9 protein-coding genes are annotated in these 14,073 nt (G+C 55.2%); 3 read left to right on the forward strand and 6 right to left on the reverse strand.

Annotated features, from left to right (window positions below; translation table 11 throughout):
• Positions 1-44 precede the first annotated feature (44 nt).
• Positions 45-1,730 (reverse strand): GspE/PulE family protein, encoded by a 1,686-nt coding sequence (locus G6R38_RS14910; protein ID WP_166827080.1) that lies wholly within the window; start codon positions 1,728-1,730, stop codon positions 45-47.
• A gap of 130 nt (positions 1,731-1,860) precedes the next feature.
• A complete protein-coding gene (locus G6R38_RS14915; protein ID WP_166827084.1) occupies positions 1,861-5,034 on the reverse strand; it encodes a secretin N-terminal domain-containing protein in 3,174 nt (1,057 codons plus the stop codon).
• Between the two features lie 398 nt (positions 5,035-5,432).
• Here G6R38_RS14915 and G6R38_RS14920 point away from each other — a divergent pair, with 398 nt between their 5' ends.
• Positions 5,433-6,509, forward strand: a complete 1,077-nt coding sequence (locus G6R38_RS14920; RefSeq protein ID WP_166827087.1) for an EF-hand domain-containing protein — start codon at positions 5,433-5,435, stop codon at positions 6,507-6,509.
• A 100-nt stretch (positions 6,510-6,609) separates the two neighbouring features.
• Here G6R38_RS14920 and G6R38_RS14925 read toward each other — a convergent pair whose 3' ends face one another.
• From G6R38_RS14925 to G6R38_RS14940, 4 genes are all read right to left on the reverse strand, one after another.
• Positions 6,610-8,217 carry a hypothetical protein gene (locus tag G6R38_RS14925; RefSeq protein WP_166827091.1) on the reverse strand — a complete coding sequence of 536 codons (1,608 nt, stop codon included), beginning with the start codon at positions 8,215-8,217 and terminating at the stop codon, positions 6,610-6,612.
• Positions 8,199-9,578: an anaerobic sulfatase maturase gene (locus tag G6R38_RS14930; RefSeq protein WP_166827094.1), complete on the reverse strand. Its 1,380-nt coding sequence runs from the start codon at positions 9,576-9,578 to the stop codon at positions 8,199-8,201. The genes G6R38_RS14925 and G6R38_RS14930 overlap by 19 nt, the downstream gene beginning before the upstream one ends.
• A gap of 48 nt (positions 9,579-9,626) precedes the next feature.
• Positions 9,627-10,061, reverse strand: a complete 435-nt coding sequence (locus G6R38_RS14935) for a ribose-5-phosphate isomerase (RefSeq protein ID WP_166827097.1) — start codon at positions 10,059-10,061, stop codon at positions 9,627-9,629.
• Between the two features lie 84 nt (positions 10,062-10,145).
• Complete coding sequence (locus G6R38_RS14940) at positions 10,146-12,197, reverse strand: HEAT repeat domain-containing protein (RefSeq protein WP_166827100.1); 2,052 nt, start codon at positions 12,195-12,197, stop codon at positions 10,146-10,148.
• 317 nt (positions 12,198-12,514) lie between these two features.
• Between G6R38_RS14940 and G6R38_RS14945 the strand changes: the two genes are divergently transcribed.
• Complete coding sequence (locus G6R38_RS14945; RefSeq protein ID WP_166827103.1) at positions 12,515-13,180, forward strand: hypothetical protein; 666 nt, start codon at positions 12,515-12,517, stop codon at positions 13,178-13,180.
• Between the two features lie 57 nt (positions 13,181-13,237).
• On the forward strand, positions 13,238-14,059 hold the full coding sequence (locus G6R38_RS14950) for a formylmethanofuran dehydrogenase subunit C (protein ID WP_166827106.1): 822 nt from the start codon (positions 13,238-13,240) through the stop codon (positions 14,057-14,059).
• Positions 14,060-14,073: the final 14 nt, after the last annotated feature.

The following is a 14,073-nucleotide window of genomic DNA, read 5'->3' on the forward strand; positions in this document are numbered from 1 at the left end:
AACGCAGGCGAATCAGGGGAGGGATACAACTTCGGGGAATACAATTAGGAGGACAAATAATCGCCCTTGGTAATTCGGAGGACTTCTTCAATACTGGTCACGCCGGCCAGAACTTGTTCCCAGCCGCTTTGCCGAAGTGTCGTCAGACCATTTCGCAATCCGTAGTCGCGAATCTGTCCGGCACTGGCGTGTTCAATACATAGTTTTTGGATTGCAGGGTCGGTTTTCAAGAGTTCGAAGATCCCGGTTCGTCCGGAATACCCAGTTTCACGGCAGTCTCGGCATCCTTTGGGGCGATACACTTGCGTGTCGGGTTCGGTGGGCCAATCGGGGGGAAGTTCTGTCTTATGAGGAGTGTAAAGTTCTTTGCACTTCGGGCACAACCGCCGCAACAAACGCTGGGCGAGCACACCTTCGACCGTACTCGCCACCAGATACGGTTCCACCCCCATGTCGATCAGCCGCGTAAATGCCCCCGGTGCATCGTTCGTGTGCAGCGTGCTGAACACCAAGTGCCCAGTTAGAGCAGCTTGAATCGCACTCTGAGCCGTTTCGCCGTCACGGATTTCCCCGATCAACACCACATCCGGGTCATGTCGAAGAATACTTCGCAGTCCCGCCGCGAATGTCAGCCCGATTTTCGAGTGCACCTGAATCTGGCTGATTCCGTTGGTGTGGTACTCGACCGGGTCTTCGACGGTGATGATCTTCGTGGTCGGGTTCTTGATCGAACTCAGAGCGCTATACAACGTCGAAGTTTTCCCGCTCCCGGTTGGCCCCGTCACCAAAACGATCCCGTGCGGGGCTTCGATCAACTCCTTAAACGTGGCCAGAGTTTTTTCCGGCATGCCGACGTTATCGAGGTTGAAGTTCATTCGCTCTTTGTCGAGCAAACGCATCACGACACCTTCGCCGTAGAGCATCGGAATAATCGAAACACGCACGTCGACTTCCCGACCGCGAGCCCGCATGTTGATCCGCCCGTCCTGCGGCAACCGTTTCTCCGCGATGTTCAGACGACTCATGATCTTCAGTCGCGTGACGATCGCCGAGTAAAAGTGGTTGATCTCCGGCGGCACCGGCTGAACACGCAACAAACCATCGACCCGATACCGAACCGTGAGCCCTTTCTCGTTTGGTTCGATGTGAATGTCGCTCGCCTTCTGGTCGAGTGCTTCAACGAGCACTTCGTTCACCAATCGAATAACCGACGCTTCCTGTGCAGCTTCGGCAAGTTCGCCCGCGTTCTCCGGTAATTCTTCGAGGAACTCAACTTCATCGCCACGTCGGGCGACCAACTCGTTGATGGTGTCGCCGCCGACACCGAGATTCGACTTGATCAACTCTTGAACGTCGTCATGCCGAGCCAACACCGGGTCGAGCCGGAATCCGCTGGCCGCGCTGAGTTCATCGAGGGCTTCCAAATCGAACGGATCACTCGTGGCAACCGTGACGGTTCCATTCTCGCGAGAAAGCGGTAGCAAACCGTGCCGAAACACGACGGATGTCGGAAACTGCGACAGCAATTCCGGATCGATCTCGACATCTTTGAGTTCGACATATTGCATGCCGAACTCTTCAGCCAAGGTCTGCAACATTCGATCTTCCGGCACGAGTTGCATCGCGACGGCAGCCTGATCGACACGGCGACCGTTCGCTTCCGACCGAGCCAAGTCCAATTGCTGCCGATCCAGCAAACCGCGGGAAAGGAGAAGATCACCAATGTCCATGTCAGTCTAACTCAATCGTTTATCAGAAACCCATTCATGCCGAGTCCACTTAGAGAACCCGGCATTGCGAATGATTTGTGTTGTTGAAGCTTGATATATCCAGTTTGACTCCGATTTTGTTGGGATTCAATTATCGTCCGCGTCGTGACGAACCGCCACCGCCAAAGCCGCGACGACTACTCCCGCCGCGATCTCCGCCGCCAAACGGGAAACCCGATCGGCCACCGCTGGGTGCTCCACCACGGGTCGAACCTCCCCGACTTTGCTCGGCGGCTCGTTCCCGCATTCGTTGCTCGAAGAACTGCCGCACGTTGTCGTCCCGGTTGCTATCGTTGGAACTGTTGCTTGAGGGCGACGACGGTTTGGCACCGGAATTCGTTGTACTCACCTTCACACTCGGAATGAGTGACGTCAAGGCAGCCTGCACGATGGCCGCATCTGCCTCGCCCACTGGGACCACACGAATCGTCTCGTGGGCTTCGAATGCGGAGTTGTCGAGTTCTTCGACCAACGCTTCCACCTGTCGGAACAACGTATCGTTCGCAGAGACGACCAGAGTACTGGTCCGGGCATCGACACCAATTGTCATACGAATGCCAGGACTCGAACTTCCGCCGCTACTACGACCACCACCGCCCATCATCATCGCCAATGGGTTGTTTCGGCCGTTGTTCCGTGCGTTGGGGTCTTCGAGGTAGTCCTTGTAGACCTCTTTCAAAATCTCGGCCACTTCGGTCACACTGGCATGATCGACAGGAATCATCCGCGGCAACCGTTCACGCAGGCTTTCCGGGACTTCATCGGAGTCGAGGATTTTGAGCATTTGTTCGACATCGCGAACTTGCCCCGTCGGACCGGTGACAAACAACGAATTCGAACGCAGATCGGGAATGATTCGCAGCGTCTGTGGCCCACCCAGACCGGAAAGACCAGCCATGTCCATCAAACCACCGCCGAGCGACGACAATCCGCCGGTGAGTGACCCCATCAACGATTGCTCACCGGCAATGGCCGCGGTGCCGATGCTGCTGCTTGGAAAGAGTTGTTCGAGCATTGCGGCAGTCGTGGTCGCATCAGCCACACGGAGATAAAACACCGTCCAAGTCGTTTCCGGCGGCACAGCTTGGGCCAAATCTCCGATCATTTCTTCCATTTGATCCAAGGCGTCTTCATTGTCGGAGAGAAGCACCAACTGATCGTCCCGGACGATCACCGTGACATCGTCTTTCGCGTCATCGGTTGCTTCGGTTTCACGAGCCGATTCCGTAGGTGGCTCGGTGGGTTGTTCCGAGGACACCGTCACGGTTTCTTTCGGACTCACAGCGGGTTCGGGCGGCGTCGTTTTCTCCGAGCGAAGATCGATTTCGCTACCAGCCTCCTGAGCCGTCGCGAACACAGCCGACAACGCCGGAGCAGGGGCTTTCGGATCGACAACCACTCGAACTTTGGCATCGCCCGAGCGGGACTGCCAGTTTTGTAGCGACGTTTTGAGTTCATCAATCGCAGTGACTGTTTCCCCGTTGAAACTCAACATGCCATCCGCATAAACCACGATCTCCGCCGGCCCCTTCGCCGGCTCTGCTGTGGACTCGGCTTTCGCAGGGGTGTCCTGAAAATTCACGGGCAGCAACTCATCTTGAGTAGGACGTTTGCGAGGCGAGACAGTATCCGATTTGCGACGTCGGGACTGAATATCGTCCAATGATTCGTCATCCGAACGCATCGTGGAACGGCCCGGCACCAAACGATCGCCAATAGGACCTGATCGCGAAGGCACCACGATCCGAACAGAACTGCTTTTCGAGCGAGACCATTCCCGCTCCAACAAATCGACAAATCGTTGAGCATTCCGACCGCCCAGCGGGATGTTGCGAACCGTGCCACCACGACTGGTTCCAGCCGATTGCCCGGTTCCATCCTCACCCAGTTGAGCCAACAGCGTTTTCACTTGCGTCACTTGGTCGAACGTCCCGCGAACCATCAAACGCATGCCATAGGTGTCGGCCTCGATAATCGGAGCCGCATCGCCATCGGAAACGAACAGCGAACGCAATGTCGCAGCCGCCCCCAGCGGATCCAAGTCCGCGAGCGGAATAACCGCGACTTGTTGGGTTCCCCCACCAGCTCCGTCGAGCTGCCGAATGATCTCCTCGATTTCCTTGTGCTCCGACTCCGTCGCTTTGATGTGAATGCGACGGGCCCGACCATCTTCGTTGATCACCACTCCCGGTCGAACCGCATCCAACGTTTTTGCAACTTCGCGTGCGTCCGCACTTTCGAGTGAATAAACCTTCAAATACGGTTTGCCACGTCCGGCGGAAAACGCTTGGCCATCGGCGTTTTCCCCAACATCGATGCTCGCAATCATTTCCTCGACCAAACCTAGCGTCTCGGTGGTCGCCGTCACAAGCAGCGAGTTCGTGCGAAGATCCGGCGTCACTTGCGTGCCGGCTTTCGCTGTTTGAGACGAAGACGATCGTGAACTGCTCGACGGACCGCGATATCGGGAATCTCGCGAACGGTCGTATTCCTGAGCGGCACTCACGTTCGTCACGCCGGTGCCAACTCCCAATTGACTCTGAACCAAATACGCGGCGTCTTCGGCATTGATATGCTTGAGACCAAACGATTTGAACTTCAAATCCTCTTCGCCGGCGGCAATATTTTCGACAAGCCGACGGACGCGAACCAATGTTGCGGCGGTATCGGTGACGACAATCGCATTCGAGGTCGGTAGCGGCACCACCTTGCCTTGCGGCCCCAACAGGGCTTCGACTTCCTCACCCACATCTTCCGCTTCCGCATTTTGGAGCGGCAATACAACGTTCACCAACTCGTTGCGACCGCGTTTTTCCAAGTCTTCCGCTGCGACATTGGGAATTAAATTCGGTGGAATCGGGCGTTTATCGATATTCAACACCACCAAAAACCGGTCCCGCTTGACCATCACGAAACCTTCCTGCAATAAATATCCGTGCAGGATATCGAGGGCTTCTTCCGGTGCGTAAGTCTTTTTGTCTGAGTAGGTTAGTGTCCCGGGGGGAATATCGAGCATCTGCAAGGTGTATCCGGCCTTGCGACCGAATTCTCGCAGCACAAACTCCCAGGGGGCGTTCTGGAGTTGGAAGGAAATCGCCGGTTCATTTCCAGCCGACTTCGCTTCACCGGTTGCCTCGAAGGAAATGACCTGTGAATCCGAACTCGCCTGTTGCGCGAACCCCATCGACGAGAATCCGCCGAGCATCATCCCCAGGCAAACGAACCCTCGCAGACAACGTTCGCAACTGAAATTGGCGTTTAACATAACAACCTGTCGAATTACGATAGACAAACGAATATCAACTTCTCGGTCAATCAGGATTCGTAACCAAAGACGGTTCGATTCCCATTCTGACGCATGAATTCTTTCGATCTCACAACGAAACTCTCGGAACGATGGGATTGGTTCGAGTTTTCGATCCAATTCCCCCACATAGTGGGAACGTGTTGGCAGCACCTATTTGTTTCCGTTTGGCCACACACCAGAGGCAACACCACGTGAAATCCGGGCAGTTACCCCTGTTTCCTCGGACAACGCAATTTCGTTTCCGAAAAATGCTCATCGGACGGTAAAAAGATCGATTTCACCGACCGTTTTTGTAACCTAAGGTGTTTAACCCCAAAGAAAGTTGATCCGACCGCAGAAAATAGGGATCGAAAGCAATGTTGAGAAATTTCTCGGCCTGGGCCCCCTTGTTCCTTTTGGCTTTGGTCATCGATAATACGTCGCTGGTCTTCGCGCAACGTCCATCGGGCGGTTGGATTGCAGACCGTATGGACTCGAATAACGACGGTGAAATTGATGAGAATGAAGCCAGCCGACTCCCTGGGCCATTTCAAGAAGCCTTGAGAAACGAACGACTACGTTTCCCGATCAGCAAAGACCGTTTCGCGGAAATCGTCCCCCGGTTGATGGAAGAGATGCGACGGAACGGGAGTTTCGGCCGCCCTCCAGGAGGTGGACCCCCCGGTGGTGGACGGGGCGGAGATGACCGTCGCGGTTACGGTCGTGGCGACGATGACGGGGATCGCGGTCGCGGCTACGGCCGAGGTGGACCACCAGACCGTGGAGGATACGATCGTGGCGGATCGGACCGCGGGGGATATGATCGGGGTCGTGGAGACGATCGAAACCGCGGTGGATATGGCCGAGGCGGTTGGGGTGACCGAGGCGGTTCGGATCGCGGTCGATCATCAGACCGTCGCGGGGAATCCTCCAAGGAAAAAGAAGAACGGCCGCGTGTCACCGTCGATCTTGCGGAAGCCTACTCGGAAGCCGACAGCGACGGCGACGGGCAAATCGCTCTGTATGAATGGCGTCAGTGGAAACCGGCGGAACTGAACCAGTTCTTCCTCGCCGACGCTAACCGCGATTCGTTCCTCACCCCACGCGAGTTGGAAATTTTCGAGAAATTTCCCGTCACGGAAACCGATGCCACAACGATGGCGTCCAATTTTCTCGCGAGTTCCAACGCGGGTCCATCATCGCCGAACGGTCCGGCATCTCGATCGACAGACGCCCCAAAGGACAAACCGAGCGCAAAGGAAGCTCAGTATGTTTTTAAAGTTTTGGACCGCAACCGCGACGGCGAAATCACGGAGGATGAATGGCAACGTAGCAAAGGTGCGCGAGCCGGGTTTGAAGAAGCTGGCATCAAAGTGCCATTGCCCGCAAGAATTGACACCTTCCTAGCTGTTTACCCATACGAACGGTTGTTCCCCCAAATGACCATCCGCTAGACCGCGATTGAGGCTTCCGTGGATATCTCAAAGCTTTTGTTTTCCGATCACCACGAGACAGCCCCCGCTGCGACCAAAATCCACTCGTCATGGAACACGCTCACTGCGATGGAGCGACTTCGGCAGGTTCAGACTCCCAATAGACTGGTCCGATGACGCAGCGATCAAAGTCGGCTCCGTTGGGGGATCGCGGAATCTGACGTATTTCCCAAGAGTTTTCACCGGACTGAACCATACCGTGGGGAATCGGAACTCGAATTTCGGTCTCGGAATGGTGCCGCGAAAGAAATTCGTTTAACACGGCAACTCGCTGATCGTTGACCCACAACTGCGTGGTCATCGAACCATTCCGCAACTCACGAAGATATCGGCTGCCAAGAAACGTGTTCGGTCCTGATGGCTCCAAGCCGCTTGTGGTCAATCGCACAAACTGTTTCGCCGCCGGTTCAACCCTGGCAATACGAAACTTCTCCGCCCAACGCGTTCGTGGTCCCACAAACGGAATCCGGTGATTCAGTAACACCTGCCGTGTCCCATCGAAGAGAGGCTCCACAGTTGCCACCTGTTGGGTCGGGCAGGAAAACTGGCCCAGGATCGGATGAGCCACGGAATAGACGCCTTTCTTATTGGCTCGGATCGCAACTTCCAACTCGTCCACCGGTGCGGTTGCCGGAGCGAGTTGCCACGGCCGAAACCGCACACGCCCCCACTTTCCTGTGACTTTAGCTTCTGCGTAAGACTTATGTTCTTGCTCGACAGACCGCCCGTTCCAACCGACCGCTCGCACATCGGTCCATGGCGTCACCACATGTTGCTCACCGAATTTCCATCGAATGGACCGTTTGCCCACGTGCAGAATTTCGCCGTAGAGTCGGCTGCCATCGAACTGGGTGATCGAAGCTTGAGCGTTGTCGGACACAGGGGAATCGGATTGGTCGGTATCGGTCGGCCAGCGTGACTGGAGCAGTAAATCGTCGAACCCGACGGATGCATTGGCGTCGAGTTCCATCTCAATCGCAGCCAATGAGCCACCTGATGTCTTACCATTAGCGACGACAACATCATTCGCCAACAGTCGCACACCATGTTCGCCGAAAATCACGGTCCACCGAGTGGGTTTCACGGATCGGGAGACGGAATACGTCGCCACACGGAGATTCTCGGTTGTCACTGTGGATTGACCGGCTTGATCGAAACGGAGGTTCAAACGCCGCACAACATTGCCGTCCTGAAAAGACAGCGACACCTCTCCGGAATTTGAGCCAGTCGAGACGGGTCGGGTGGTCCAGCAGAACCGCCCGGCGGTCAACGCTTTTGTCGAGCGGAAATCCCATCGGGTAGTTTGATCGTTCGCAACCCACGCGGTTGATGAGGAGCCTGAATCGATCGATTTCAGCGGAAGTGGTTGGTCGTCGACAGTTCGCAGCTTGCTTGCGTTCTCGAAATCTTCGAAGAACACGTCCCGCCAGCCGGGTTGTTGAGAAATTGTCGAAACGAACTCCCTCGGCACTTGAACAACAGAACCGCCCCGCAATCGTAGCGAAAGTGTCCGTTCGTCACTTCCCAAAACTTCCGCTGAGATCTGCTCACCGGATGCCAACTCGACGACTCGTAATGGACTGGCCGACACGTTCGGCAATGCTGTCGGTCCGGCAGTCAGCAGGGAACCGATGAAACTGACAGTCGGTATCAGCGAGCCAAACAACATTTCTTGTACTTTCGCCCGGAACCACACGGACAGGGAGCGTTTCGGCCGACGGACTCGCTCGGCGTGTTCCGAAGGGTTTGCAGAGCCGAGGATTGTTTCGGCGAGGATTTCGACCGGCGTTGGTGCATGACATTCGCCGGCGAACGACCGTTCCGAAGTTCCTCAGCCATCAGCTCCATCACCGGTCGAATGTGATTGAAGAACTTGCGATAACCGGCACACAGGTAATTCAATCCCGCTTCGCCGGTGGGAGTTTCGATAAACCGATTCTTCGGACATTCGCCATTACACATAAAGCGAACTTCGCACTCCCGACAATACTGCGGAAGTGTCGTTTCTTTCGCCTCGCCGAATTTGCGTTGGGGGTCGGAAGCTGCGAGATCGAGAATCGGCAATTCATGAATGTTGCCTAGTCGAAACTCAGGTTCGACAAAGTGGTCGCAACTAAACAAATCGCCGTTGTGCTCCATCGCGAGCGCTCCGCCGCATTGCCGGCGAAACACGCACAAACTCGGCTCATGCCCCGACCATGCAGCCAAAGCTTGATCAAAAATCTGCACAAACACCCGACCGACATCACGGCGAACCCATTCGTCGAAAACCGCAATCAAAAAATCACCGAACTGCTCCGGAGCCACACTCCGACTGCTAACACGGTCTTGCCAGGGATTACTGGGGCCTTCGCTTGTGATCGGTAATTCCAGTTCCGCATGCACTCCCACACCGCGGCGTTCCACAATTGGAATGAATTGCAGAAATTGAACCCCATTGTCTCGCAGATACGTATAGACCTTTCGGCCGTAATCGCCATTCACACGGTTCACGACGACCAAGACATTGTATTCCACGTTGTGCCGTTGCAGCAGTTTCAACGCGTTCAGGACCGCGTGGAATGTGCCTTGGCCTTGCTTGTCGTAGCGGTAGCGATCGTGCAATTCCGCTGGGCCATCGATCGAAAGACCGATCAAGAAATGGTGTTTGCGGAAGAACTGACACCAATCGTCATTCAAAAGCACGCCGTTGGTTTGCAACGTGTTGACGATCCGCGTGCGAGCCGGGGCGAACTCCTGTTGATACGCGACTGCTCGTTGAAAAAACTCGAGCCCCAGAAGAGTCGGTTCACCGCCTTGCCAAGCGAACGTGATCTCGGAGGCAGTTTCCGGCTGAGCGGCGATGTACTGACGGACGTATTCGCGGAGCGTTTCGTCGGTCATCCGCCAGCGTTCGCCGGACGGGTACAACTCTTCTTTATGCAGGTAGTAGCAGTATTCGCAATCCAGATTGCAAATCGGCCCGATCGGTTTGGTCATGACGTGGACACCATTCGGCAACCGAGCCGTTTCAGCGTCGCGAGTTGTCATGCCTTCGGTGTGCTCCTGTGTTGAACCCACAGTCTCGAACGTGGTTTGTTACAAATCCTGATCGAGTTTCTCAATCCGTCGTTGATGTCGACCGCCATCGAATGGTGTTTCTAGCCAGGTCTGAATGATTTGCTCGGTGAGTTCCCAAGTCAGCATTCGTTGACCGATCGACAAACAATTCGCGTTGTTGTGCTGTCGACCAAGTTTGGCGGTTTCGACGTTCCAACATAACACGCATCGAACACCCGGCACACGGTTGGCTGCAATGGCTTCCCCGTTGCCGGAACCACCCAGAACGATGCCACGATCGAACTCCCCGGATGCGACGGCTTTTGCGGCGGGAATAATGAAGTCGGGATAGTCCACCGAATCGTTGGAATCGGTTCCAAAGTCCCGCACTTCGTGCCCGGCTTCGGTAAGCATTTGGTAAATTCGCTGTTTGTACTCGAATCCCGCGTGGTCCGAGGCCAAGGCAATTTTCATCGAAGGTCGTTCGTAAGAGAAGTTTCAATTCAGACAAGAAAAGCGATCCGGCCGGCCCGTTCGCCAACCGGATCCGTCAACAGATTAGAGTTCTTCCAAGGCAGCTTTCGCGGCTTCACGAACTTCTTCATCTTCATCCTGCAACAATTCTTTGAGGGCATCTTTGACAACAATATTGTCTTTGGCGACTCGCCCCAATGTCGTTGCCGCTTCCAACCGGGCTTTCGGGTTGGCTCCCTTCAATGCCTTGAGCAACAATGGAATGGCCTTCTCGACGACTTTCGGTTCTGGCTTGATTTGCAAGAGAGCCCATGCCGAAACCGTCTTCTGCAACTCATCGCCTTCGAGCAACATCTTCTGCAACGCGGGAACGGCTTCTTGGCCATCTTCGCCAAGTTTCCCGAGCAAGTATGCAGCGGTTGCGGAAACGCGGGCATCGTCACCTTCGAGCAACTTGACGGCTGTCGGCAGAGCCGGCTTCGCAGCCGCACCCATTTGTGCCAATGCCGCCAAGACTTCAGTTTGCACGGTTGGATCAGCGTCGTCTGCTGCAATGATCAACTCGGGAACAGCAACTTTGGCCGGTTCGCCGATGCGTCCCAAAGCCATCGCAGCTTCACGACGAACCAGTGCGTCCTCACGAGACAATCCGCCGATCAAGCGTGGTACGGCGAGCTCGATGAACTCGGGATTCTCGGCGTCCAGCAAGACCAAAGCGAAGGCACTTGCAGATCGCACTTTCTCATTCTCATCTTCGACCGTCTCTTTGAGAGCCGGAATCGCCTTCTCAGCACCGATTTTGCCGAGGGCGTAAGCGGCACCGGCTCGACCGGGGTTGTCGTCGGACTTCAACAGTTCAACCAACGCTTCGGTCGCATCCGACGCTTTTGTTCCCATCGCCGCCAACGCGACGAGTGTTTCACGTTGGACAGCAGCGTTCTTCGAACCGAGCAACTTCACCAAAGCGGGCACGGAATCCGCTGCGTCTTCGCCTAAGCTGGCAATGATTGTGACCGCAAGCAACTGATAGTTTGGATCGTCAAGTTTTTTGACCAACACATCCAAACCAGGGCCCCCAATTCGGCCCAAAGCATCAGCGGAACTCAGCGTGACTACACCGGAATCATCGCCCAAGGCTTTTTCCAATTGAGGAACAGCCGACTTTGCTGCCGGACCGATCGCTGAAAGCGAACGAGCTGCCAACAGCCGAACGGTCGCTTCGTCATCAGTCAGCCGCTCTGCAATCGCATCCACAGCGGAACCCGCGTCTGCTCCGAAAGCGCCCAGAGCCTGCAACGTGTTCGATCGAACCGCAACCGATTCGGAATCTAATAGTTTTGCGAGTGCTGGCACGACCGCATCGGCATTGGCGCCGATCATGCCCAACGCTCGGGCTGCATGCCATTGGACTCGTGGATCGTCGTTCTCCAGAGCGGCCATCAGAGGCTCGGCGGCTGCTTGCGCGGGTTCACCGATTGCTGCCAATGCATCACAGGCGTTGAAGACGACTTCGGGATCATCGCTTTCCAGCAATTTGGCCACTCGTTTTACAGCCGGCTTTCCGACCAGGGCCAACCCTCGCATGGCGTCACTGCGGACGGTTTCGTTTCCGGCTTTCAAACCACTGATCAGAACGCGAATCGCCTTTTGCGGGGTGTCGGCATCATCTTGACTGATTGCAACGACGGCGCGGGCTGCGGAGACCCGGATGAGGGGCAACTTTGTATCTACCAACTTTTGCAAGGCAGGCAATGCCTTCGTGGCTTCAGGACCGATATGCCGAAGCGTTTCGATGGCGGCATATTTTAGGATCAACGAATCGGAGTCCAATTGTTTGATCAATTCCGGCGTAGCGGCGGAAGCCTGTGGACCAATTCGCCCCAGAACGAGAATAATCTCGTGTCGTAAAATAAGGTCATCGCTGGCGGCCAGTTTGTCGACCAGTGTTGGCACGGCTTCAGCCGCCAACGGACCAAATTTCGAGAGACTTGCAACCGCTTTTCGCTGTGCTTGCAGATCACCTTCGGTCAGGGTTTTCTCGATCGCTGCGATCGAATCGTCCGCCGCTTGAACTTGGAGCGGTGGTGCCAGACACACCACGCTGGCAAACACGGTCGTCCAAACAAGTCGCGTCATGGATTATCTCCGAAGTAGAATCGTCGAATGTGCGTGAAATTCGCTGAAGCCCAATTTTGCAAGCCCGGCATACGAGCTAACAACCGATGTGGTTATTCTGTCGGCTTTGACCGGGGATGCGCTTGATCCTGACAAGAATCACTTCCATAATCATAATAGAGCGATTTTGACTGCTGCTTGGATTTCAGTTCGTCTGAGGACTGATTATAAACGGAATTGGGATGCCGATTCTACCATCTTTCCCGTCAGTCTGCTTAAACAATCATTCCTTTGGCTCATCACGACGGATGGTGGAAGCCAGTATCGAGGACAGAACCATGAAGTTTCGATTCGCAACACTGATGGGGTTGGCCCTGCTTGGGCTTGCCACAACCCCATTGCAAGCCCAAATATTCCGTCCCGGTTTTTACGGTGGCTACGGTCTCCCTTACGGCTATGGTGGCGCCGCAGGTTACACGCCGGGCATGTACCAAAAATTCGGGCAAGCCGAAATGATTCGTGCCTCAGGCGAAGCGTATAAAGATGCCACCGCCGGAGCAATCAACTACGAAGACGCACGCACGAAGTATATCGACAACCAACTGCACTACACGAATATGTACATCCAACAGCAAAAAGCGTTGGAACAATTTCGCGAAGAAAAAAATGAAAAGCGAAAAGCCGAACGCCTGCAATGGCAGCGGAATCGGAAACCTCGCGAACCCGAAACACTCTCGCCAAGCCAACTCGATCCGTCGCAAGGCTCGATCAAATGGCCAGAACCGTTGATGGACCCAGCCTACGCGATGTTGCGTGCCGAAATTGAGGATGCATTCAAGGCACGGGCTTTGACATCGGCCGCGAACACGTCAGACATCCTCGATTTGACCGACCAAATGCTGGAACGTCTGCAAACACACGTGAAAGATCTGCGTCCGTCCGCATACATTGCCGCACGAAAATTCATCGAAGGACTTGCGAACGAAGTGCGTGGCGATTATTGATGGGACGAGAAAGCCGACTGGCGGCTGATTTCTCGTTCTCTTGCAACTAAATCAACCATGCCGCTTGTCATTGAACTCAAAGAGTCCAGTTCGATACCTCTCGAAGTGGACTCAATTTCTTTAAAGAGCGTCTGTCGCCAAGCCAACGACGAAATTCTGAAAACGCCGATACAACGCGGCAACAAGCAAGTCGAGCTTGGCGAATTCTTCCACGTTCATGGCTCAGCCGCCGACGACAATGAAATGCGTTGGCAAGGCGATTTGTCCAAGGTCAAACTGATCGCCAATAAGCTGGAGAGTGGCCGAGTCGTTGTTGAAGGCAACGCGGGGATGCACCTCGGCGCGGAGATGACCGGTGGTGAGATCACCGTTCACGGCGACTGTGCCGATTGGTTGGGTGCGGAAATGCATGGCGGACGCATTCGCGTGCATGGCAACGCCGGACACCTTGTTGGAGCCGCTTACCGAGGTGGTCGTCGGGGCATGACCGGCGGGGAAATTCTCATCGACGGCAATGCCGGCAACGAAGTCGGCCATACGATGCGGCGTGGACTAATTGCCATCGGTGGTCGAGCAGGTGACGCGATCGCGTTCAATATGATCGCAGGAACCGTTTTTGTCTTCGGCGAATCTGGCATCCGTCCCGGTGCGGGAATGCGTCGAGGCACCATTGGATTGCTCGGCCCCGAATCCGCAACCGATCTGCTCCCCACATTCCAACATGCCTGCAATTACCATCCGCAATTCTTAACCGTCTACCTGCGACACTTACGATCTTTGAATTTTCCGCTGCCGGACGATTGTTTCGATATCGATTATCGGCGATATTCGGGCGACTTCCTGGAACTTGGTAAGGGAGAAATTCTCCTCAGAGCATAACGCTCTGGAACTTC

It is taken from the genome of Thalassoroseus pseudoceratinae, from assembly GCF_011634775.1.
Classification (GTDB): Bacteria; Planctomycetota; Planctomycetia; order Planctomycetales; family Planctomycetaceae; genus Thalassoroseus; species Thalassoroseus pseudoceratinae.

Excerpts from the sequence above, each read along its gene's own strand:
- G6R38_RS14940 (WP_166827100.1), bottom strand. The coding sequence starts at position 12,197 with ATGACGCGACTTGTTTGGACGACCGTGTTTGCCAGCGTGGTGTGTCTG.
- G6R38_RS14910 (WP_166827080.1), bottom strand. The coding sequence starts at position 1,730 with ATGGACATTGGTGATCTTCTCCTTTCCCGCGGTTTGCTGGATCGGCAG.
- G6R38_RS14920 (WP_166827087.1), top strand. The coding sequence starts at position 5,433 with ATGTTGAGAAATTTCTCGGCCTGGGCCCCCTTGTTCCTTTTGGCTTTG.
- G6R38_RS14950 (WP_166827106.1), top strand. The coding sequence starts at position 13,238 with ATGCCGCTTGTCATTGAACTCAAAGAGTCCAGTTCGATACCTCTCGAA.
- G6R38_RS14925 (WP_166827091.1), bottom strand. The coding sequence starts at position 8,217 with ATGTTGTTTGGCTCGCTGATACCGACTGTCAGTTTCATCGGTTCCCTG.
- G6R38_RS14945 (WP_166827103.1), top strand. The coding sequence starts at position 12,515 with ATGAAGTTTCGATTCGCAACACTGATGGGGTTGGCCCTGCTTGGGCTT.
- G6R38_RS14935 (WP_166827097.1), bottom strand. The coding sequence starts at position 10,061 with ATGAAAATTGCCTTGGCCTCGGACCACGCGGGATTCGAGTACAAACAG.
- G6R38_RS14930 (WP_166827094.1), bottom strand. The coding sequence starts at position 9,578 with ATGACAACTCGCGACGCTGAAACGGCTCGGTTGCCGAATGGTGTCCAC.
- G6R38_RS14915 (WP_166827084.1), bottom strand. The coding sequence starts at position 5,034 with ATGTTAAACGCCAATTTCAGTTGCGAACGTTGTCTGCGAGGGTTCGTT.